The sequence below is a fragment of the Ensifer sp. ENS09 genome (genome assembly GCF_014852425.1).
Lineage (GTDB): Bacteria > Pseudomonadota > Alphaproteobacteria > Rhizobiales > Rhizobiaceae > Ensifer.
On the sequence record NZ_JACVBP010000017.1, the window covers coordinates 1 to 705 of the forward strand.

Below are 705 nucleotides of genomic sequence, written 5' to 3' on the forward strand. Positions count from 1 at the left end.
TCGCCGATGCAGCCTTGTGGGCGGATCGTGTTCAAACCAATCCGCTTGCTTGCACGCTTGGCCTGACATCGCACCATCTTGCCTATGTCATTTATACATCAGGCTCAACGGGCGTGCCTAAAGGAGTCATGGTCGAACACAGATGTGTTGTTAACACACTCACGTCGCTGTCAAAAACCCTTAATATAAATAATAAAAATCGATTCTTATCGATCACTACTACAGCGTTTGATATTGCGATTTTGGAGATATATTGCCCGATAATCAACGGCGCGCAACTGGCTATCGCCAGTAGGGTCGATGTCATTACCCCTGAAGCTATACTAGATATTATAACTTCTCTTGGGGTTGATGTTGTGCAAGCCACTCCAGCAACTTGGCGAACATTAATACAAGAAAAGCAGCACGCCTTAGACAAGGTAACCGCCTTATGTGGGGGGGAGGCCTTGTCCAGGGGGCAATCGTTCGAGCTTGTCGATGCAGTGAAGTCCCTCTGGAATCTCTACGGCCCGACAGAAACAACAATCTGGTCCTCATCTTTTTTGGTGCCGGGAGGCGATTATTCCCCGCCCTTGTATATCCCTATTGGGCGCCCGATATCGAATACGCAGATTTATATTTTGGACGCGTATGGGGCGCCCGTTCCGCTTGGTGTTGTTGGCGAGCTTTACATCGGTGGTGCAGGTGTTGCTCGTGGGTATCTGA

Annotated in this window: 1 protein-coding gene; it reads left to right on the top strand. The window is 49.2% G+C overall.

What is annotated here, in order from left to right; genetic code table 11:
- On the top strand, positions 1-705 hold a 705-nt coding region (locus IB267_RS33025; RefSeq protein ID WP_192451591.1), incomplete at both ends, for an AMP-binding protein.